This is a genomic window from Pinirhizobacter soli (genome assembly GCF_015905305.1).
Taxonomy (GTDB): domain Bacteria; phylum Pseudomonadota; class Gammaproteobacteria; order Xanthomonadales; family Rhodanobacteraceae; genus Pinirhizobacter; species Pinirhizobacter soli.
In genome coordinates this window covers 783,580-801,462 of sequence record NZ_JADZLQ010000001.1, presented here as the reverse complement: position 1 = coordinate 801,462, position 17,883 = coordinate 783,580, and the positions used below count along the sequence as shown (strand labels likewise).

At 64.3% G+C, this 17,883-nt stretch carries 19 protein-coding genes and 6 tRNA genes; 22 read left to right on the top strand and 3 right to left on the bottom strand.

The features are described from left to right. The first annotated feature begins 78 nt into the window (after positions 1 to 78). Genes eno through truD form a run of 6 tightly spaced genes read left to right on the top strand, consistent with a single transcriptional unit; the run spans position 79 to position 5,282 of the window. Positions 79 to 1,377 (top strand): phosphopyruvate hydratase, encoded by a 1,299-nt coding sequence (gene eno / locus NDK18_RS03190; protein ID WP_250627071.1) that lies wholly within the window; start codon positions 79 to 81, stop codon positions 1,375 to 1,377. Between the two features lie 10 nt (positions 1,378 to 1,387). Then, positions 1,388 to 1,732 (top strand): cell division protein FtsB, encoded by a 345-nt coding sequence (gene ftsB / locus NDK18_RS03185; protein WP_250625757.1) that lies wholly within the window; start codon positions 1,388 to 1,390, stop codon positions 1,730 to 1,732. Continuing rightward, entirely contained in the window at positions 1,732 to 2,415 is a 684-nt protein-coding gene (gene ispD / locus NDK18_RS03180; RefSeq protein WP_250627070.1) for a 2-C-methyl-D-erythritol 4-phosphate cytidylyltransferase, read from the top strand. Before ftsB ends, ispD begins: the two co-directional genes overlap by 1 nt. Continuing rightward, positions 2,415 to 2,888: a 2-C-methyl-D-erythritol 2,4-cyclodiphosphate synthase gene (gene ispF, locus NDK18_RS03175; protein ID WP_250625759.1), complete on the top strand. Its 474-nt coding sequence runs from the start codon at positions 2,415 to 2,417 to the stop codon at positions 2,886 to 2,888. Before ispD ends, ispF begins: the two co-directional genes overlap by 1 nt. Then, entirely contained in the window at positions 2,885 to 4,270 is a 1,386-nt protein-coding gene (gene mgtE, locus NDK18_RS03170) for a magnesium transporter (RefSeq protein WP_250627069.1), read from the top strand. Before ispF ends, mgtE begins: the two co-directional genes overlap by 4 nt. Positions 4,271 to 4,274: 4 nt before the next feature. After that, a complete protein-coding gene (gene truD / locus NDK18_RS03165) occupies positions 4,275 to 5,282 on the top strand; it encodes a tRNA pseudouridine(13) synthase TruD (protein WP_250627068.1) in 1,008 nt (335 codons plus the stop codon). A 10-nt stretch (positions 5,283 to 5,292) separates the two neighbouring features. Here the strand turns inward: truD and NDK18_RS03160 are convergent, their stop codons facing one another. Continuing rightward, the gene (locus NDK18_RS03160) at positions 5,293 to 5,841 is read right to left on the bottom strand and encodes a Smr/MutS family protein (RefSeq protein ID WP_250627067.1); all 549 of its coding nucleotides are present in this window, start codon (positions 5,839 to 5,841) and stop codon (positions 5,293 to 5,295) included. Positions 5,842 to 5,969: 128 nt separating this feature from the next. Between NDK18_RS03160 and surE the strand changes: the two genes are divergently transcribed. The 4 genes from surE to NDK18_RS03140 all read left to right on the top strand — a co-directional run bounded on the left by surE (position 5,970) and on the right by NDK18_RS03140 (position 9,142). After that, positions 5,970 to 6,752 (top strand): 5'/3'-nucleotidase SurE, encoded by a 783-nt coding sequence (gene surE / locus NDK18_RS03155; protein WP_250625763.1) that lies wholly within the window; start codon positions 5,970 to 5,972, stop codon positions 6,750 to 6,752. Further along, entirely contained in the window at positions 6,749 to 7,429 is a 681-nt protein-coding gene (locus tag NDK18_RS03150; protein ID WP_250625764.1) for a protein-L-isoaspartate(D-aspartate) O-methyltransferase, read from the top strand. Before surE ends, NDK18_RS03150 begins: the two co-directional genes overlap by 4 nt. A 28-nt stretch (positions 7,430 to 7,457) precedes the next feature. Continuing rightward, positions 7,458 to 8,066: a YqaA family protein gene (locus NDK18_RS03145; protein ID WP_250625765.1), complete on the top strand. Its 609-nt coding sequence runs from the start codon at positions 7,458 to 7,460 to the stop codon at positions 8,064 to 8,066. A gap of 83 nt (positions 8,067 to 8,149) precedes the next feature. Continuing rightward, complete coding sequence (locus NDK18_RS03140; protein WP_425600626.1) at positions 8,150 to 9,142, top strand: peptidoglycan DD-metalloendopeptidase family protein; 993 nt, start codon at positions 8,150 to 8,152, stop codon at positions 9,140 to 9,142. 3 nt (positions 9,143 to 9,145) lie between these two features. Here NDK18_RS03140 and NDK18_RS03135 read toward each other — a convergent pair whose 3' ends face one another. Together NDK18_RS03135 and NDK18_RS03130 are read right to left on the bottom strand one after the other, a co-directional pair. Continuing rightward, positions 9,146 to 9,523: an Mth938-like domain-containing protein gene (locus NDK18_RS03135; RefSeq protein WP_250625766.1), complete on the bottom strand. Its 378-nt coding sequence runs from the start codon at positions 9,521 to 9,523 to the stop codon at positions 9,146 to 9,148. 14 nt (positions 9,524 to 9,537) lie between these two features. Next, positions 9,538 to 9,834: a YhbY family RNA-binding protein gene (locus NDK18_RS03130; protein WP_250625767.1), complete on the bottom strand. Its 297-nt coding sequence runs from the start codon at positions 9,832 to 9,834 to the stop codon at positions 9,538 to 9,540. Positions 9,835 to 9,911: 77 nt separating this feature from the next. Here NDK18_RS03130 and rlmE point away from each other — a divergent pair, with 77 nt between their 5' ends. The 12 genes from rlmE to clpP all read left to right on the top strand — a co-directional run bounded on the left by rlmE (position 9,912) and on the right by clpP (position 17,807). Beyond that, positions 9,912 to 10,562 (top strand): 23S rRNA (uridine(2552)-2'-O)-methyltransferase RlmE, encoded by a 651-nt coding sequence (gene rlmE / locus NDK18_RS03125; RefSeq protein WP_250625768.1) that lies wholly within the window; start codon positions 9,912 to 9,914, stop codon positions 10,560 to 10,562. Then, the gene (ftsH, locus tag NDK18_RS03120; protein ID WP_250625769.1) at positions 10,559 to 12,490 is read left to right on the top strand and encodes an ATP-dependent zinc metalloprotease FtsH; all 1,932 of its coding nucleotides are present in this window, start codon (positions 10,559 to 10,561) and stop codon (positions 12,488 to 12,490) included. Before rlmE ends, ftsH begins: the two co-directional genes overlap by 4 nt. Positions 12,491 to 12,655: 165 nt before the next feature. Further along, a tRNA-Arg gene (locus NDK18_RS03115) sits at positions 12,656 to 12,732 on the top strand. 181 nt (positions 12,733 to 12,913) lie between these two features. Continuing rightward, positions 12,914 to 12,990 (top strand) — tRNA-Pro (locus NDK18_RS03110). A gap of 24 nt (positions 12,991 to 13,014) precedes the next feature. Next, positions 13,015 to 13,091 (top strand) — tRNA-Arg (locus tag NDK18_RS03105). Positions 13,092 to 13,107: 16 nt separating this feature from the next. Continuing rightward, positions 13,108 to 13,184 (top strand) — tRNA-His (locus NDK18_RS03100). A gap of 20 nt (positions 13,185 to 13,204) precedes the next feature. Beyond that, positions 13,205 to 13,280: transfer RNA gene (locus tag NDK18_RS03095), tRNA-Lys, on the top strand. Between the two features lie 66 nt (positions 13,281 to 13,346). After that, entirely contained in the window at positions 13,347 to 15,020 is a 1,674-nt protein-coding gene (locus tag NDK18_RS03090) for a phosphoethanolamine transferase (RefSeq protein WP_250625770.1), read from the top strand. Positions 15,021 to 15,250: 230 nt separating this feature from the next. Next, positions 15,251 to 15,433 carry a hypothetical protein gene (locus NDK18_RS03085; protein WP_250627066.1) on the top strand — a complete coding sequence of 61 codons (183 nt, stop codon included), beginning with the start codon at positions 15,251 to 15,253 and terminating at the stop codon, positions 15,431 to 15,433. An 83-nt stretch (positions 15,434 to 15,516) separates the two neighbouring features. Further along, positions 15,517 to 15,601: transfer RNA gene (locus tag NDK18_RS03080), tRNA-Leu, on the top strand. Positions 15,602 to 15,833: 232 nt separating this feature from the next. Further along, positions 15,834 to 17,126 carry a trigger factor gene (tig, locus tag NDK18_RS03075; protein ID WP_250625772.1) on the top strand — a complete coding sequence of 431 codons (1,293 nt, stop codon included), beginning with the start codon at positions 15,834 to 15,836 and terminating at the stop codon, positions 17,124 to 17,126. A 54-nt stretch (positions 17,127 to 17,180) separates the two neighbouring features. Next, the gene (gene clpP / locus NDK18_RS03070) at positions 17,181 to 17,807 is read left to right on the top strand and encodes an ATP-dependent Clp endopeptidase proteolytic subunit ClpP (RefSeq protein WP_425502744.1); all 627 of its coding nucleotides are present in this window, start codon (positions 17,181 to 17,183) and stop codon (positions 17,805 to 17,807) included. The last annotated feature ends 76 nt before the right edge of the window (positions 17,808 to 17,883 follow it).

Below are 17,883 nucleotides of genomic sequence, written 5' to 3'. Positions count from 1 at the left end.
CCAACCTAAGCGGCCACCTACCAAATCACCGGTCGGCAGGGCCATCATGTATCGATCTTTTCATACCTCGGGAAGCGCATGACCACCGATATCACCCGCATTCACGCCCGCGAAATTCTTGACTCGCGCGGTAATCCCACCCTCGAGGCCGAGGTCGTGCTCGGCAATGGCGCTTTTGGCCGCGCCGCCGTGCCCAGCGGTGCCTCGACGGGTTCGCGTGAAGCGGTGGAGTTGCGCGACGGCGACAAGTCCCGTTACGGCGGCAAGGGCGTGCGCAACGCGGTTGCCAACGTCAACGGCGTGATCGCCAGCGGCCTGGTGGGCTTCGATGCCGCCGACCAGAAGGGTCTGGATGCCAAGCTGATCGCCCTGGACGGCACGCCGAACAAGGGCAAGCTTGGCGCCAACGCCCTGCTGGGCGTTTCCATGGCCGCCGCCCACGCGGTGGCCGCTTCGCACGGCCAGGCGCTGTGGCAGTACCTGGCGCGCGACCGCGCCGGAGCCCTGCCGGTGCCGATGATGAACATCATCAACGGCGGTGCCCATGCGGACAACAACGTCGACGTGCAGGAATTCATGATCCTGCCGGTGGGCCTGCCCAACTTCGCCGAGGCCCTGCGCGCCGGTGCCGAGATCTTCCACGCGCTCAAGTCCGTGCTCAAGGGCCGGGGCATGAATACCGCGGTGGGCGACGAAGGCGGCTTCGCGCCGAACCTGAAGTCGAACATCGAGGCGCTGGACACCATCCTGGAAGCCGTGCACACCACCGGCTACAAGGTCGGCTCGGACATCCTGCTGGGTTTGGACGTGGCCAGTACCGAATTCTTCAAGGACGGCAAATACGACCTGGAAGGCGAGGGCAAGAAGTACGATCCGGCGAAATTCGTCGACCTCCTGGCCAGCTGGGCCAAGCAGTACCCGATCGTTTCCATCGAGGACGGCATGGCCGAGAACGACTGGGATGGCTGGAAGCTGCTCACCGAGAAGATCGGCAAGGACGTGCAGCTGGTGGGCGACGACCTGTTCGTAACCAACCCCGCGATCTTCCGCGAAGGCATCGACAAGCACATCGCCAATGCCATCCTGATCAAGGTGAACCAGATCGGCACGCTGTCCGAAACGCTCGAAGCCATCGCCATGGCCGATGCGGCGAAGTACGGCGCGATCATCTCGCATCGCTCGGGCGAAACCGAGGACACCACCATCGCCGACATCGCGGTGGCCACCACGGCGACCCAGATCAAGACAGGCTCGCTCTGCCGCACCGACCGCGTGGCCAAGTACAACCAGCTGCTGCGCATCGAGGAACAGCTCGGCGTCGCTGCCCGCTACGCCGGCCGGGAAGCCTTCCCGAGCCTGTCCAAGCTGCCCGGCTGACGACCGCCCCGTGCTGCGCTGGATCGGCCTCGCGCTTGCCATCCTCATCATCGCTCTGCAGCTGAAGCTGTGGGTCGGCGCTGGCAGCATGCACGAGGTCGACGCGTTGCGCGCCAGCGTCAAGCAGCAGAAGGACGCCAACGATGCCTTGCAGCAGCGCAACGCCGCGCTGGCCGCGGACGTTGAAGATCTCAAGCACGGCGAGCAGGCCACCGAGGCCCGCGCGCGGTCGGAACTGGGGCTGATCAAGCCTGGCGAAACCTTCTACCAGGTGGTTGAGCCGGGTACGCCCACCACGGTGCCGCCCCCGCCGCCGGCGACGCCGCCGGCAGCATCATCCAGCGGCGGCCACTGATGGACGCCTTCTGGTGCGTGGTGCCGGCCGCCGGCGTCGGTAGCCGTGCCGGTGGCGACCGGCCCAAGCAATACCAGCCGCTGGCGGGCCGGTCGATGCTCGATATCACCCTGGACAGGCTGGCGGTGCACCCGCGCATCGCCGGCATCATGGTGTCGCTGGGCCCGGATGACCCTTATTGGCCCGGCTATCGGTCGATCCACGGCAAGCCCATACTTACCGTGGTTGGTGGCTCCGAACGAAGCCATTCGGTACTCGCCGGCATCGAGGCGGCTCCGGTGGAGGATCAGGATTTCGTGCTGGTGCACGATGCCGCGCGGCCTTGCGTGCGCGCTGCGGACATCGAGCGGCTGGTGATCGAAGCGGTGCCTTTCGGTGGCGGCCTCCTGGGCGCACCGTTGCGCGATACGCTGAAGCTGGTGGACAGTGAGCGGCGGGTGCTGGGCACCGAGCCCCGGGAACGGCGCTGGCGGGTATTCACCCCGCAGGTATTCCGCCGCGGCGAACTGGCCGAAGCCCTGCGCCAGGCCCATGCTGTGGGAAAGCCGGTGAGTGACGAAGCGATGGCCATGGAACTGGCCGGATTCTCGCCCTTGCTCGTCGAGGGCGCCGAGGACAACATCAAGGTGACGACGCTGGCGGATTTCGCGCTGGCGGAGTACCTGCTAGGGAAGCTCGACTGATGCGCATTGGACAAGGTTACGACGTACACGCCTTCGGCCCTGGCGACCACGTGATGCTGGGGGGCGTGCGCGTGCCGCATACCCACGGCGTGATCGCGCATTCCGATGGCGACGTGGTAATCCACGCGCTTTGCGACGCCCTGCTTGGCGCCCTGGCCCTGGGCGACATCGGCCGGCACTTCCCGCCGAACGATGAGCGCTGGCGCGGCGCGGACAGCCGGACCTTCCTGCGCGCCACGCGGCAGATGCTCGAAGAGCGCGGTTATCGCCTGGGCAATGCCGACATCACGGTGATCTGCGAAGCACCCAAGGTGGGGCCGCACGCCGACGCCATGCGCGTGCTGCTGGCCGATGCCATGGGCTGCGAACTTGATTGTGTCAGCGTCAAGGCCACCACCACCGAAAAACTCGGTTTCACCGGACGCCGCGAAGGCATCGCGGCCATGGCCACGGTGCTGGTAACGCCGCTGTGACCGAAGCGGAGCTGCGTCCCGGTCACACCACCCGTCTGCACGAGCGCGTGGAAAGGGTGCAGGACCTCCTTGAGCGCAGCCACGACGATCCGGCCGTCCAGGCGGAATTGCAGAAAGTATTAGACGGGCTGCATCCGGCCGACATCGCCAACGTGCTCGAGGCCCTGCCGCTGGCCGAGCGCCTGGATGCCTGGCAGCGGGTCAAGGCCGATCGTGACGGCGACATCCTGCTGGAAGTCACCGACTCCGTCCGTGAGTCGCTGATCGCCGACATGGACGATCGGGAGATCCTGGCGGCGGTGGAGGATCTCGACCCGGACGAACTGGCCGACCTCGTCGATGAGCTCCCAACGTCCGTGCTGCCGGAAGTCATGGCCAGCCTGGATGCCGAGGAACGCCGGCGCGTGCAATCGGCGCTGTCGTACAGCGACGACCAGGTCGGCGCGCTGATGGACTTCGAGATGGTGACCATCCGCGAGGATGTCAGCCTGGAGGTGGTGCTGCGTTACCTGCGCCGCTTCGACGAACTCCCTGCGCAAACGGACAAACTCTTCGTGGTCAACAGCGCCCATGTGATGGTGGGTGTATTGCCGCTGCACTGGCTGCTGGTGAACCACCCCGAGCGCATGGTGCACGAGGTGATGGCGCCGGACGTCAACACCTTCCGCCCCGAAGACGACGCCTACGACGTGGCCCAGGCCTTCGAACGCTACGACCTGGTCACAGCGCCCGTGGTGGATGAAAACCACCGCCTGGTGGGACGCATCGCCGTGGATGCCATGGTCGATCTGATCCGCGAGGAAGGCGAGGCCGAGGCGCTTTCGCGCGCGGGCTTGCGCGAAGAAGAAGACATTTTCGCCTCGGTATGGCGCTCGGTGCGCAACCGCTGGGCGTGGCTGGCGATCAACCTGGTCACGGCCTTCGTCGCTTCGCGGGTGATCGGCCTCTTCGAACATTCCATCGAGAAGCTCGTGGCGCTGGCGGCGCTCATGCCCATCGTCGCCGGCATCGGCGGCAACTCGGGCAACCAGACCATCACCATGATCGTCCGTGCCATGGCGCTGGAGCAGCTGGGCGTGTCCAGCGTGCGCCGCCTGTGGCGCAAGGAACTGGGCGTGGCGCTGGTCAACGGCCTGGTTTGGGGCGGCGTGATCGGCGTGGTGGCCTGGCTGCTTTACGACAACATGGCGCTGGGGCTGGTGATGACGGCAGCCATGACATTGAACCTCTTGCTGGCAGCCTTCATGGGAGTGGCGATCCCCATGGTGATGACCTGGTTCGGCCGCGATCCCGCGCTTGGTTCAAGCGTGCTGATCACCGCCACCACCGACAGCGGTGGCTTCTTCATCTTCCTGGGGCTCGCCACCCTGTTCCTGTTGTGAGCCCATGAGCCTGGACCTTCCCTTTGCCCACGGCGGCCCGGCGTTGACCGGTCGCCTGCGTTCTTCCCTTATGGATTTCCGCGTCGAGGAAATCCTGGGTTACGGCCCCGATGGCGAGGGCGAGCACGTCTTCCTTGAAGTGGAAAAGCGCGGCGAGAACACCGAGTGGGTGGCCAAGGAATTGGCCAGGTTCGCAGGCGCGAACGTGGCGGGCGTCGGCTTCGCTGGCCTGAAAGATCGCCATGCCGTCACCGTGCAGGCGATCAGCGTGCAGTTGCCGGGCAAGGACGAGCCGGACTGGAGCGCTTTCGGCGGCGAGTCGGTGACGGTGCGCAGCCTTGGCCGCACGCGACGGAAGATCAAGCGAGGCGCGTTGCGTGGCAACCGCTTCGTGATCACCGTACGCGGCATCGAGGGTGACCGCGCGATCGCCCAGGCACGCCTGGAAGCCATCGACGCGATGGGCGTGCCCAATTATTTCGGCGAACAGCGTTTCGGCCGCGAAGCCGGGAATATCGGCCAGGCCCGCGCGATGTTCGCCGGGCGCCGGGTGGACCGCAGCAAGCGCTCGATGCTTCTCTCGGCCGCGCGATCGCAGCTGTTCAACGCCGTGCTTGCCGAACGCGTGATGTCCGGGCAATGGGCGACGCCGATCGATGGCGAGGTCTATGCGCTGGCGGGTTCCCGTTCGTTCTTCGGCCCGGAGCCGATGAGCGATGCCCTTGCCGAACGGCTGGCGAGCTTCGACATCCATCCGTCGGGACCCTTGTGGGGACGCGGCGAGCCGCCCACCGCAGGCGCTGCAGCGGAACTTGAGTTGCGCATCGCTGCTGCCGACAACGACCTGGCGCAGGGCCTGGCCGCTGCCGGCATGGATCAGGAACGGCGCGCTTTGCGCTTGCGCCCGGAAGGGCTGGCCTGGCAGTGGCAGGACGATGCGCTCGAGGTTTCGTTTACCTTGCCCGCGGGTGCCTATGCCACCACGGTGCTGCGCGAAGTAGCCCAGGCGTGAACTTTCCCGCCTAGCGGCCCTTCAGCAACACGACAACCGCCCCGGTGCCGCCCTGCATCGGCCGCGCCGAGGCGAAGGCGATCACGTCGTCCAGGCGCCGGAGCATGCGGTCGGTCATCATCTTCAGCACCGGACCCTGCGCCTTCGAGCGCAGGCCCTTGCCGTGCACGATGCGCACGCAGCGGATGCCTTCGCGGCGCGCATGGGCCAGGAAGTCGAGGATGGTCGCCTGGGCTGCGGCCAGGTTCATCTGGTGCAGATCGATGTCGTCCTGCACGCTGAACTGGCCGCGTTTCAATTGCTTCAAGAGTTTCGGAGGGTACCCATCGCGCAAATACGACAGTTCCTCGCCCATTTCCATCAGGGCCGGGTCGAAGGCCAGGTCCAGCAGTTCCTTCGGCACGGCGGCTTCGTCGGCCTCGAACTGGCGAGCCCGCGGAGCCGGACGGGGCGCGGCCGGCGGTAGCGGTGCGTCGTTAAAACGGCGGACCTCGCCGATGGCCTCGCGGAAGAGCAGGGCGTCATCGTCGGTCACGCTCTTGTTCGGCCTGCGGTTCATGGCCGCATGCTAGCCCAAAGCATCGTTCACGCCACGTCGACGGCCGTGAATCGATCGGCGCGCTCGGGTAGACTCGACAGGATCAAACCGGCCCGTTGCGGGCTGGCAGGTTTACTCCACGGAATACGATGCGCGTACTCGTAAGCAACGATGATGGCGTGGATGCCCCGGGTATCCGCATCCTTGCCGAACGGCTCCAGGCGCTAGGTGAGGTCACGGTGGTCGCACCCGACCGGGATCGGTCCGGTGCCAGCAACTCGCTGACGCTGGATCAGCCGGTCCGTGTCACGCGCATGGACAACGGTTACTTCCGTGTCGCCGGAACGCCTACCGACTGTGTCCACCTGGCGCTGGCGGGCATGCTTGAAGTGGAGCCCGACATCGTGGTTTCGGGCATCAACAACTCGGCCAACCTCGGCGACGATGTCATCTATTCAGGCACCGTGTCCGCCGCCATGGAGGGCCGTTTCCTGGGCCTTCCGGCCATCGCCGTGTCGCTGGCCAGCCGCGACCATCGCGGCGAGCATTTCGAGTCGGCTGCCCAGGCCGTGCTGATGCTTACCCGCCGGCTGCTGGTGGATCCGCTTCCCGCGGACACCATCCTCAATGTGAACGTGCCCGATCTTCCCTGGGAAGAGATCCAGGGTTTCGAGGTCACCCGGTTGGGCAAGCGCCATCGCTCGGCGCCCTGCATCGAACAGACCGACCCGCGCGGCCGCCCGATCTGGTGGATCGGCCCGGCGGGCGACGCGGCCGATGCCGGCCCCGGCACGGATTTCGACGCCGTGGCACGCGGTTTCGTTTCCGTCACGCCGATCCACGTCGACCTCACCCGTTTCCAGGCGCTGGAGAAAGTCGCCAGCTGGATGCAGGCGCTTTCCACCCAGAAAGACCAGGACGAAGCGGCATGAACATGCATTCGTTGCCGCCCTCGGCCTTGCGTGGCGAAGGCATGACCTCCCAGCGCGCCCGCGACCGCCTGGCCGCCAAGCTCGTGGAAGAAGGCATTACCGACAAGCGCGTGATCGATGTGATCCGGAACCTTGCCCGGCACCATTTCATCGACCAGGCCCTGCATTCGCGCGCGTACGAAAACACCGCGCTGCCGATCGGCCATGGCCAGACGATTTCGCAGCCATACATCGTGGCGCGGATGTCGCAGGCGCTGATCGAACATGGCATACCCGACCGGGTGCTCGAAGTGGGCACGGGCTCTGGCTACCAGGCCGCCGTGCTCGCTGCACTGGTGCCGCAGGTGTACACCGTCGAGCGCATCGAGGAACTCCTGCGCCAGGCGCGCCGCCGATTCCGCCAGCTGGGAATCACGAACCTGCGTTCCAAGCATGACGACGGCAAGCTTGGCTGGCCCGAGGAAGCGCCTTTCGACGCCATCATCCTTACCGCCGCCGGCGATTCCATCCCGCTGCAGCTCTTGAACCAGTTGCGCCCCGGTGGCGTGCTGGTGGCACCGGTAGGCTCGCCCAGCCAGCAGATGTTGCTGCGCCTGCGCATGGGCGAGGATGGCGACTTTACCCAGGAAGAACTCGGTTCCGTGAGCTTCGTGCCGCTTCTCGGTGGCATCGGCTGATTTTTCTTTTCAAAGCTTAGGGAACCGCATGCGTCTTTTCGGCAAGCTCTACGAACGCGCCCTGGGCTGGGCGAGGCATCGCCATGCCGAGCGCTACCTGGCCTTGCTGAGCTTCGTGGAGGCGTTCATCTTCCCGGTGATGCCCGAAGTGATGTTGGCGCCGATGATGCTGGCGCGCCGCGAACGCGCCTTCCGCTATGCCAATGTCAGCCTGTTGTTTTCGCTCCTGGGCTCATTGGTGGGTTATGCCTTGGGCCACTACGCCTTCGAGGCATTGCGGCCGCTGCTCGATTCACTGCACCTTCTTGCGCCGATCAATACCGGCGTTGAAAACCTTCGTGAAAAGATGAGCGCGCATTGGCTGGCGCTGCTGCTGGTGCTGGCCCTGGCCGCGCTGCAGCCGGTGGTGCCGATGAAATTCGTCACCTGGGCCTCGGGCATCGTCGGCGTGCCGGTGATCCCGTTCCTGGTGTGCATGCTGGTGGGCCGTGGCAAGCGCGTGTGGCTGCTGGCGATCCTGATCCGCGTGTTCGGCGAGCGCGCTGAGCGCATGTTGCACAAGCATGTCGAATGGATCGGCTGGCTTGCCATCGTGACGCTCATCGGCCTTGGTGTGTGGTGGTACGTGGCGCATTGACACCCTGCATGGGTATGCTTGTGCGCATGCACCCCATTCGCCTCGTGCCCTGTGCCGCCCTCGTCGTCCTCGCCGGCTGTGACATGCAGCGCAGCTCCGTGGTCTTCGAGCCTTCCGGTCAGACGGGCTCCCAGGTCATCACGCCGGCTTCGCGGCCCCCGCCGCCGGGCGGCAGCTACCGTGTAACCAAGGGCGACACGCTCTACAGCATCGCCTTCCGCAACAAGGTCGATTTCCGCGAACTGGCCCGGTGGAACAACATCGCCGAGCCGTACACGATCTGGCCTGGCCAGGATTTACGCCTTTCGCCCGCTGACCACCGCGCTACCGTTGTAGCCGCGGCGCCAGCTACCGCGCACGCTCCGTCCGCGCTGGCTGCTGCACCGCCGCCGCCCGTCCATGGAAATCCGCCTTCGCAGGGCGCGGCGCCCGTGGTTGCCGCGGTGCCGCCGCCGGCGTCGTCAGCCGGCAAGGCCGCAGCGCCAGTGTTCGAGCCCGCCAGTGATGAACCCGCACCCCCGCCGCCGTTGCCGCCCGATGCGCCCGTATCGGCGGCCAGTACCGTGGTGGTGGCGGGTGTCGGCACGCTGCCAGCCACGCCGACCCAGGCGGCCAAGGGTGCGCCGCCGAACGTGGCAGCGCCTGCGCCCAGCGTGGATGCCTCAACGCCCACCATCGCCTCCGGCGCCACGCGTTCAGCCAGCGGCATCACCTGGCGCTGGCCGGCCGATGGTTCACTGATCAAGAAATTCAGTGCGGGCGACGCCATTCCTGGTATCGAGATCGCTGGCAAGGGCGGCGATTCGGTTCGTGCCGCAGCCGACGGCGTGGTGGTGTACAGCGGCAATGGCCTGGTCGGCTATGGGGAGCTAGTGATCATCAAGCACAGCGATTCCTTCTTGTCCGCCTACGGCCACAACCGCAAGCGCCTGGTGAAGGAAGGCGAGCACGTGAAGTCGGGCCAGCAGGTGGCCGAGATGGGCAACAGCGGTGCTTCGCGCGACGAGCTTCAGTTCCAGATCCGCAAGGACGGCAATCCGGTGGATCCGCTCAGTTACCTGCCGCCCTCGAAGTAGGGGTCAGGTTCCCTCAAGCACGAACGCGGCCACCACGCGGCGGCCTTCGCCGGCGAGCAGGCTGTACGTCCGTGCTGCGGCGGCATTGGTCATGGCTTCGATGCCGATCCCGAGCTTCAGGAACGTGGCCATGATCTGCGCCGAAGGGAACACCTGGCTTTCGCCGGTGCCCAGCAGGAAGATTTCCGGCTTCAGGGCCAGCACCGCCTGCATGTCGGCCACGGTGGCCGTCTTCACGTCGGTCACCGGCCAGTCTTCGACCACCTGGTCCGGCGCCAGCAGCAGGCTGCGGTGGAAGTCGCGGTCGACGATGGTAACCAGGCCCGGGCCTACACGGCGGGCGAAAAGATAGCTACCGGGATGCTCGAACGACAGTTCCATCGCGGCTGGGCACCTTAGCGGGGCAGGGCGATCTTCGGATCGTCGTTATTGCGCAGGAAGATCACCGCGACCGAACCGATCTGCTGCACGGCCTCGGCGCCGGTGGCTGCGATCAGGGTGTCGAGCTGCCCCTGGCGTTCATCCTTGTCGCCCCCTGAAAGCTTGATCTTCACCAGCTCGTGATGAGCCAGGGCCAGGCCCAATTCCTTGGACACAGCCTCCGTGGCACCCTTGTTGCCGAGCAGGATCACCGCCGGCAGGTCGTGGGCGAGGGACTTCAGGTAACGGCGCTGGCTTGGCGAGAGGGGCATGTGTTCAGGTTCGAAGTGCGGGGGCGTGACCGCTAAGGGTATCATGGCCTCCACGCCGCTCCCCCAAGTCCCGCCCCATGGCCCGCAGTAAAAGCAGTTCCTCGTGGCTTAAGGAACACTTCGACGACCCCTACGTCAAACGCGCCCAGGCCGAGGGGGTGCGTTCGCGCGCCGTGTACAAGCTCGAGGAATTGATCGACAAGGACAAGCTCCTCAAGCCCAACATGCGCGTGGTCGACCTTGGCGCTGCCCCTGGGGGCTGGTCGCAGCTGGTGCGTCGCCGCATGGGTGAGACGGGAGCCGTGGTGGCCATGGACATCCTGCCGATGCAGGGTTTGGGCGGGGTGGATTTCCTCCAGGGCGACTTCCGGGAAGAAAGCGTGGTGCGTGCCCTTGAAACCATGTTGGAAGGGCAGAAAGTCGATCTTGTGCTGTCGGACATGGCCCCCAATATGTCAGGTGTAGCCCTGGCCGATCAGATCCGCGCCATGGACCTGGCCGACATGGCCCGGGATTTCGCCCTCGACTGGCTCAAGCCTGGGGGGGCCTTCCTGGTCAAGTTGTTCCAGGGGGCAGGGTTCGATGAGTACTTGCGCAACTTGCGCGCCGACTTCAGTCGCGTGACGATGCGTAAACCGAAGGCCTCACGAGCCCGTTCCCGTGAGGTCTATGCGCTTGCCGTGGGTTTGAAATCCCCCGGCCGGCAACCGAGCGAGAACCGCGCATGAATGAAATGGCAAAAAACCTGTTGCTCTGGCTGATCATCGCGGTGGTGTTGCTCACCGTGTTCCAGAGCTTCAGCCCGCATAGCGGCTCATCGACGGACATGTCCTATTCCACCTTCGCCCAGGCGGTGGACAACGGCAACGTTGCCAATGGCACGATCACCGCGACGGTGCCTGCCACCATCACCGGCAAGCTGAAGGACGGCAACTCCTACCGCACGGTGATCCCGGCGGTGGGCACCAGCACCAACGACATCGTCAAGCAGTTGAACGCCAAGGGCGCCGATGTCCGCCAGGAACCGGCTGACAGCGGCTTCAGCCTGCTGGGCCTCTTGATCAACTGGCTGCCGATCATCATCTTCGTCGCTGTCCTGATCTGGTTCATGCGCCAGATGCAGCAGGGTGGCGGTGGACGCGGCGCCATGAGCTTCGGCCGTTCGCGCGCCAAGCTCCAGGGCGAAGACCAGGTCAAGGTCAACTTCTCCGATGTGGCCGGCTGCGACGAGGCCAAGGATGAAGTGGGCGAGCTGGTCGAGTTCCTGCGCGATCCGGGCAAGTTCCAAAAGCTCGGCGGCAAGATTCCCCGCGGCGTGCTGATGGTGGGCCCGCCCGGTACCGGCAAAACCCTCCTTGCCAAGGCGATCGCCGGCGAGGCCAAGGTGCCGTTCTTCTCCATCTCCGGTTCCGACTTCGTCGAGATGTTCGTGGGCGTTGGCGCCAGCCGCGTGCGTGACATGTTCGAGCAGGCCAAGAAGCACGCGCCGTGCATCATCTTCATCGACGAGATCGACGCCGTGGGCCGCCATCGTGGCGCGGGCCTTGGCGGCGGTCACGACGAGCGCGAGCAAACGCTCAACCAGCTGCTGGTGGAAATGGACGGCTTCGAAGGCACCGAGGGTGTCATCGTGATCGCCGCCACCAACCGTCCCGACGTGCTCGATCCGGCCTTGCTGCGTCCGGGCCGCTTCGACCGCCAGGTCGTAGTGGGCCTGCCGGATGTGAAGGGCCGCGAGCAGATCCTCAAAGTGCACATGCGCAAGGTGCCCACCGGGGCGGACGTCGACGCGATGACCATCGCGCGCGGCACGCCTGGTTTCTCCGGTGCGGACCTGGCCAACCTGGTCAATGAAGCAGCGCTTTTCGCCGCTCGCGAGGGCAGTCGTGACGTGCGCATGCTTCATCTGGACCGCGCCCGCGACAAGATCCTGATGGGCTCGGAGCGCCGTTCACTGGTGATGAGCGACGATGAGAAAAAGCTCACCGCCTACCACGAAGCCGGGCACGCCATCATCGGTCGCCTGGTGCCCGAGCACGACCCTGTCTACAAGGTCACGATCATTCCGCGCGGTCGCGCGCTGGGCGTCACCATGTACCTGCCCGAGGGCGACCGCTACAGCATGAACCGCGTGGCGATCGAGTCGCAGCTGTGCTCGCTGTACGGTGGCCGCGTGGCCGAGGAGCTGATCTTCGGCGCCGACAAGGTCACCACGGGCGCGTCCAACGACATCGAACGGGCCACCAAGATGGCGCGCAACATGGCCACCAAGTGGGGCCTGTCCGACGAGCTTGGCCCGATGTCCTACGGCGAGGACGAAGACGAAGTGTTTCTGGGCCGTTCGGTCACCCAGCACAAGAACGTCTCCAACGAAACAGCGCGCAAGATCGACGAAGTGGTGCGCCACATCCTTGACCGCGCCTACGCGAAAAGCAAGGGACTGCTCACCACCAACATCGACAAGCTGCACAAGATGGCCGACGCTCTCCTGCTGTACGAAACCATCGACGCACGCCAGATCGAAGACATCATGAATGGCCGTGAGCCCGGTCCGCCTGCCGACTGGGAGCGCAAGGACAACCCCAGCCCGACGCCTCCGCCGCCGCCCAAGGGTGATGCGGGGTCCACGCTGGGCAAACCTGCCACGCAAAGCTGATCAGGAAACGGCGACCGAAGGGTCGCCGTTTTGCTTTGGCACTTTGTTTCCGTACCGATGCAAAGAAATTTCACCAAAAGTGTTGACGCATCGGGTGTAACCCTGAATAATTCCGCTTCTTGGTTGACCGGCACCTCAGGCGCGGGTCAACCAAATCGTTTTAGTGCGCCCGTAGCTCAGTTGGATAGAGTACCAGGCTACGAACTTGGTGGTCGGGAGTTCGAATCTCTCCGGGCGCACCATTTTTTTTCAAGGTAGGCGAGGCGAGTGGTTTTCGTCTCGTTGGTGGCTTCTAAGCAGGGCCATCGGTAAAAAGTTGTTCGATGTGGTGTCCGGGTTTCAGGCAGTTGGATTGACGGGGTGTGTCGCTACCCTTAACATTTGAAGGCTTGTTTCGCGGTCGCGAACGATGGTTTCGAATGTCGGGGTATAGCTCAGCCTGGTAGAGCGCCAGCTTTGGGAGCTGGATGTCGAGAGTTCGAATCCCTCTGCCCCGACCAAGCGTTCGCTCCGTGTAAGAGTCTGCGCCTGTAGCTCAACCGGATAGAGCATCGGCCTTCTAAGCCGACGGTTGCAGGTTCGATTCCTGTCGGGCGCGCCACACGAAGAGTTTTACGGTGGACGTAGTTCAGCTGGTTAGAGCACCGGATTGTGATTCCGGATGTCGTGGGTTCGAGTCCCATCGTCCACCCCATTTTGGTAAAATGTTTCAAAGGGCCGTTAGCTCAGTTGGTAGAGCAGTTGACTCTTAATCAATTGGTCCAAGGTTCGAATCCTTGACGGCCCACCAACGTAAAAACACCTGGAGAAATCCAGGTGTTTTTTTTTGCATGGCTAACGCGAGAAGGGATGCCGAATGATTATCCAAGACGGCCCGGTCGCACGCCGAGCGAAATGGGCGCTGCCGGCCTGGGGGCTTTGCGCCGTCGTCGCCGTCTATATCTTCATCGCGCTCAACCATAGCCTTTGGCAGGAAGTGCACGAGGCCCTTGAGGCGTCTCGGGGCACGTCGGGATTTTATGCCCTGAGTGTGACGGTGTGCTGTCGGCTGGTTGGCAACCTCGGCTTGACCCTCGCCCTGCTCACGTGGCCGCGCATCGGCAAGGCGTTGCTTGCCGTGCTGATCCTCGTGTCGGCAGCCAGTGCCTACTATGCGGACACCTTCGGCGTGCGCCTGAACGAAGAGATCATCCAGAGCATCTTCGAGACGCGGCGCGCCGAGGCGATGGGGATGATCACCACAGGCTCGGTGGGCTGGATTGCCCTGTTCGGCCTGTTGCCGGCCGTGCTTGTCCTGCTGATCCCGGTTCGCTTCATGCCGAAGTGGCATGGCCTTGGCTGGCGCGCTGGCATCGTTCTGTCAGCCACCACCCTGATGCTCGTGCCGCCCATGCTCGCCGGCCGCAATTACGTCTATTTCGAGCGCAACCACCGCGTGATGTACGAAGTGTTCAATCCATACGCGGCCCTCAGCGGTACGTTCCACTATTTGCAGCGCGATGTATTCCGCCCGAAGACCACGATGACGCCGATCGGCACCGATGCCACGCTTGCGCCCAATGCCACCATGGCGGCGCGCAAGCGGGTGGTGGTGCTGGTGGTGGGCGAGACGGCGCGGGCTGAAAACCAGTCATTGCAGGGCTATGCACGCGAGACGAACCCCGAGATGAAGCGGGTCGGCGCGATCTATTTCCGCGATGCCTGGTCGTGCGGCACGGCGACCACGGTGTCGGTGCCGTGCATGTTCTCGAACATGACACGCGAGAAATTCGACAAGCCCGTGGCCAAGGCACACTGGAATGCGCTGGATGTGCTGCAGCATGCCGGCGTGGACGTGTTTTGGCGCGACAACGACGAAGGCTGCAAGGACGTCTGTCTGCGCGTGCCCAACGACGACCTCACCGACGGCAAAGTGGCCGGCCTGTGTGACGCTAACGGCTGCCTCGATGACGTGCTGGTGGCTGATCTTCCCGAACGCCTGGCACGGATGCGCTCGCCTGCACTGCTGGTGCTGCACATCAAGGGCAGCCATGGCCCGGCATACTTCCAGCGTTACCCGGCCGCCTTTAATGTTTTCAAGCCCGGTTGCGACACCGCCGAGGTGCAGACCTGCAGTTATGCGCAGGTCGTTGCGAGCTATGACAACACCATCCTCTACACCGACCACATCCTGGGGCGGGTAGTGGATGCATTGAAGGCCGCCCCCGAGGTCGACAGCGCGATGATGTACCTCTCCGACCACGGCGAATCGCTGGGCGAGAACGACATCTACCTGCATGGCGCGGATTGGGACACCGCGCCAACGCAGCAGAAGCACATTCCGATGCTGATGTGGCTGTCGCCTGGCTGGGTGCGCGATGCCGGCGTGCAGCTGGACTGTATGGCGCAGCGACGCGTGCAGCCGGCGAGCCAGGACAACGTCTTCCATACCCTCCTGGGCTTCTTCGACGCCCGTACGGCGGCATACCGGCCGGAGCTCGACCTGCTGGCTGGTTGCCGGCCCCAGGCCCTCGCGGGGACCAGGGAGTAGCGAAGTGAACCACGCGAAAGAAGCGAGGCAACACGCCAGTTCGAAGCGCGGCATTGTGAGCCGGATACTTTGGTTTCCACTTCCGTGGGTACTTGGGGTGAAAACACACTTCACGGGTCGGGATGCTTCAGTCAGTAGAAGACCTGCTTGCGACGCCTACAGAAGGTTGGGCTTTCGCTGAAACAGACATCGCTGATATCAAGTCTTCAATCTCGCGCCTGGACGCTGCCGTGGCGCGAATCGACGAAACGCTTGCGCGCATGGACGAGAGGCTTTCGCATATGGCGAGCAAGGCATGGGTGTTACGAGCCCTCGTTGGCCTGCTGATCGCGATCCTTGGTGGCTCTTTCGCGCTGGCAGGCTGGATGTTGCAGCGCTTCCTCGATCCACTGGTGAAAGCGATCGGGGGCTAGTAAGTCGATCCTTGTGCCTGCACGGCGCGGCCCCTAGAATCGCGGCGCCGGCGGAGTGAAATCGTCCTTGCTCCTCGCCCCATGCGAAAGTGGCGGAATTGGTAGACGCACCAGATTTAGGTTCTGACGGGGTAACCCGTGGGGGTTCGAGTCCCCCCTTTCGCACCATTATTCCCCGCGCGGATCCTCCCGCATTGCCGGTGATGGATTTTCGGGCGACTCCGCCGCCCCACGCCCCGCCAAATACGGGATTTGATATCCTAAGCGGCTGGGGTGAAGGTCACTTCGAGGTGGTTTAACGACCACTTAAACGTAAGTGATTGAATTTATTCATATACACACACGGCGGCCCTGGGCCGCTTTAGCGCCTGCACAAGCAGGTGGTTTCGCAGGAGTCGTCATGCAGGTTTCGGTTGAGAACGTCAGCAAGCTCGAGCGCAAGATCACGGTCAAGTTTCCGGCCGATCGCCTTGAGTCGCAGGTCAGTGCGCGCATTGCGGAAATGGGCCGTACGGTCCGCCTGAAGGGCTTCCGCCCGGGTAAGGTGCCGCTGAACGTGATCAAGCAGCGCTTCGGCGCGCAGGTCCACGGCGAGGCGCTTTCCGAGCTGATCGGCAGCACGCTGCGCGAGGCGGTGGAGAAGGAAAACCTTCGTCCGATCGCCAATCCATCGGTGGAGACCACCGGCAACGCCGAAAATGGCGAGATCGCCTACACCGCCACCTTCGAAATCATGCCGGAATTCCCGGAAATCGACGTCGCCGCGCTGGAAATCAGCCGCCCGGTCGCCGTGGTGTCCGACGCCGACATCGACAAGATGATCGAGACCCTGCGTCTGCAGCGCCGCAGCTTCGACGAAGTGTCCCGGGCCTCGGCCGAGGGGGACTTCGTGATGTTCGAGTACTCAGCCCAGGCGGGCGATTACCGCTTCCCGGCCGAGGGCCTGGAGCGCGCCGGCAGCGTGCTGGGCTCGGGCAACCTGTTCAAGGCGCTCGACGAGGCCCTCACCAACCGTAGCGCGGGTGACGAAGCGACGACCGAGATCGAATTCCCGGCCGATTTCCGTAATACGGATCTAGCCGGCAAGAAGGCCCAGGTGAGCATCAAGATCATCAAGGTGCAGGCACCGAACCTGCCCGCCGTGGATGCCGACTTCGTCAAGGCCTTCGGCGTGGTCGACGGCGACATCGAAACCTTCCGCAAGGAAGTGCGCGCCAACCTCGAGCGCGAGCTCAAGGGCACCCTGATGGGTCGCCTGAAGGCCGAAGTGGCCGAGAAGCTTGCCGATGCCTACCCGAACCTGGACGTCCCCAACCTGATGGCCCAGGGCGAAGCCCGCTCGATGGCAGCAGGCAGCGTGCCGCGTGGCCAGGAGCCGCCGGCAGAGCTCGTCGCCGCCGCCGAGCCCATTGCCCGCAAGCGCGTGGCGGCCGCATTGCTCATGGGTGAAATTGCCCGGAAGAACGAAATCCGCATCGACCGCAGCCGCATGGCCGAGATGCTTACCACCATTGCCTCGACGTACGAAGAGCCCGAGAAGGTCATTGAGTTGTATAACGGTGATCCCCAGCTTATGTCGGGCCTGCAGAACCGCGTCATGGAAGACCAGGTAGCCGAGTGGGTGGCCGATCATGCCAAGACCACGGAGCAATCCCTGAGCTTTGACGAGGTCATGCGCCCGGTCGGCGGTTGAACCGCCGATCTTTAGGCTAGGGCACTAACCTCACCGGAGCGCACTTTCATGTCCATGGACCCCATCCAGAGCCTCAACCTGGTGCCCATCGTCGTCGAGCAGACCGCCCGCGGCGAGCGCTCCTACGACATCTACTCGCGCCTGCTGAAGGAGCGCGTGATCTTCATGGTCGGTCCCGTCGACGACTACATGGCGAACGTCGTGGTGGCCCAGCTTCTGTTCCTTGAGTCGGAAAATCCCGACAAGGACATCAACCTTTACATCAACAGCCCCGGCGGTTCGGTCACGGCGGGCCTGGCGATCTACGACACCATGCAGTTCCTGAAGCCCGATGTCAGCACCATGTGCATCGGCCAGGCGGCGTCCATGGGCGCCCTGTTGCTGTCGGCCGGTGCGGCGGGCAAGCGTTATTCCCTGCCGCATTCGCGGATCATGATCCACCAGCCCTGGGCTGGCGGCATTTCCGGCCAGGCCACCGACATCGAGATCCACGCCCGCGAGATCCTGACCATGCGCGAGCGCCTCAATGCCATCCTGGCGCAGCACACCGGCAAGCCCGTCGAGCAGATCGCCAATGACACCGAGCGAGACCGTTTCATGAGCGCAGCCGACGCCCGGACCTACGGGCTGATCGACTCCGTGCTCGAAAAGCGGACCGTTGAAACCATTAAATCTGCTTAATTTTTCGTAACTTAAGGCAGGTTCCCGACCCTGGTCCCAGGGTTGGGACCCTGTGCTATTCTCAAGACGTACCTCG

What these genes read in the sequence shown, in the direction of transcription:
- ftsH (WP_250625769.1), top strand. Translation starts at nt 10,559, where the DNA reads ATGAATGAAATGGCAAAAAACCTGTTGCTCTGGCTGATCATCGCGGTG.
- tig (WP_250625772.1), top strand. Translation starts at nt 15,834, where the DNA reads ATGCAGGTTTCGGTTGAGAACGTCAGCAAGCTCGAGCGCAAGATCACG.
- clpP (WP_425502744.1), top strand. Translation starts at nt 17,181, where the DNA reads ATGGACCCCATCCAGAGCCTCAACCTGGTGCCCATCGTCGTCGAGCAG.
- rlmE (WP_250625768.1), top strand. Translation starts at nt 9,912, where the DNA reads ATGGCCCGCAGTAAAAGCAGTTCCTCGTGGCTTAAGGAACACTTCGAC.
- NDK18_RS03150 (WP_250625764.1), top strand. Translation starts at nt 6,749, where the DNA reads ATGAACATGCATTCGTTGCCGCCCTCGGCCTTGCGTGGCGAAGGCATG.
- eno (WP_250627071.1), top strand. Translation starts at nt 79, where the DNA reads ATGACCACCGATATCACCCGCATTCACGCCCGCGAAATTCTTGACTCG.
- NDK18_RS03135 (WP_250625766.1), bottom strand. Translation starts at nt 9,523, where the DNA reads ATGGAACTGTCGTTCGAGCATCCCGGTAGCTATCTTTTCGCCCGCCGT.
- NDK18_RS03130 (WP_250625767.1), bottom strand. Translation starts at nt 9,834, where the DNA reads ATGCCCCTCTCGCCAAGCCAGCGCCGTTACCTGAAGTCCCTCGCCCAC.
- NDK18_RS03160 (WP_250627067.1), bottom strand. Translation starts at nt 5,841, where the DNA reads ATGAACCGCAGGCCGAACAAGAGCGTGACCGACGATGACGCCCTGCTC.
- surE (WP_250625763.1), top strand. Translation starts at nt 5,970, where the DNA reads ATGCGCGTACTCGTAAGCAACGATGATGGCGTGGATGCCCCGGGTATC.
- ispD (WP_250627070.1), top strand. Translation starts at nt 1,732, where the DNA reads ATGGACGCCTTCTGGTGCGTGGTGCCGGCCGCCGGCGTCGGTAGCCGT.
- NDK18_RS03140 (WP_425600626.1), top strand. Translation starts at nt 8,150, where the DNA reads ATGCAGCGCAGCTCCGTGGTCTTCGAGCCTTCCGGTCAGACGGGCTCC.
- ispF (WP_250625759.1), top strand. Translation starts at nt 2,415, where the DNA reads ATGCGCATTGGACAAGGTTACGACGTACACGCCTTCGGCCCTGGCGAC.
- truD (WP_250627068.1), top strand. Translation starts at nt 4,275, where the DNA reads ATGAGCCTGGACCTTCCCTTTGCCCACGGCGGCCCGGCGTTGACCGGT.
- NDK18_RS03090 (WP_250625770.1), top strand. Translation starts at nt 13,347, where the DNA reads ATGATTATCCAAGACGGCCCGGTCGCACGCCGAGCGAAATGGGCGCTG.
- NDK18_RS03145 (WP_250625765.1), top strand. Translation starts at nt 7,458, where the DNA reads ATGCGTCTTTTCGGCAAGCTCTACGAACGCGCCCTGGGCTGGGCGAGG.